General features: G+C 69.0%; 1 protein-coding gene. It reads left to right on the plus strand.

Going from position 1 to position 435, the window contains the following annotated elements:
• Positions 1-435 (plus strand): hypothetical protein (locus D9V41_RS17955; protein WP_208006915.1); only part of this gene is annotated, 435 nt, incomplete at both ends.

The following is a 435-nucleotide window of genomic DNA, read 5'->3' on the forward strand; positions in this document are numbered from 1 at the left end:
CGACCCGCTGGAGCAGTTCCTCACCGACCGCTTCGGCAGCCTCGACACCGCGACGACCGCGTTCTGGGCCGTCTACGGGGCGGCGTTCGAGGAGCTCTACGCCGCGATGCCGCAGATCGCCGGCACGATCGTGCGGATCGGCGAGGCCGGTGCGATCTACGACGGTGCCGGGGCGGTGCGGTCCGAACTCGCCGTCACGTCGGTGGCCGATGTACGGGCGATGCTGACCGGACTGCTCGAGGCGCACGAGCGCGCCGAACGCGATCTGGTCTTCCGCACCTGGAGTGTCGGCGTGGGCGACGCGGGCGACCTGCACACGGACCCGGACACGTACCGCGAGGTGTTCGACGGCATCGACAGCGAGCGGTTGGTCGTGTCGACCAAGTACGTCGCCGGGGACTTCTACAGTTTTCTGCCGGTCAATCCGACCCTCGA

Source organism: Aeromicrobium phragmitis (assembly GCF_003674095.1).
Classification (GTDB): domain Bacteria; phylum Actinomycetota; class Actinomycetes; order Propionibacteriales; family Nocardioidaceae; genus Aeromicrobium; species Aeromicrobium phragmitis.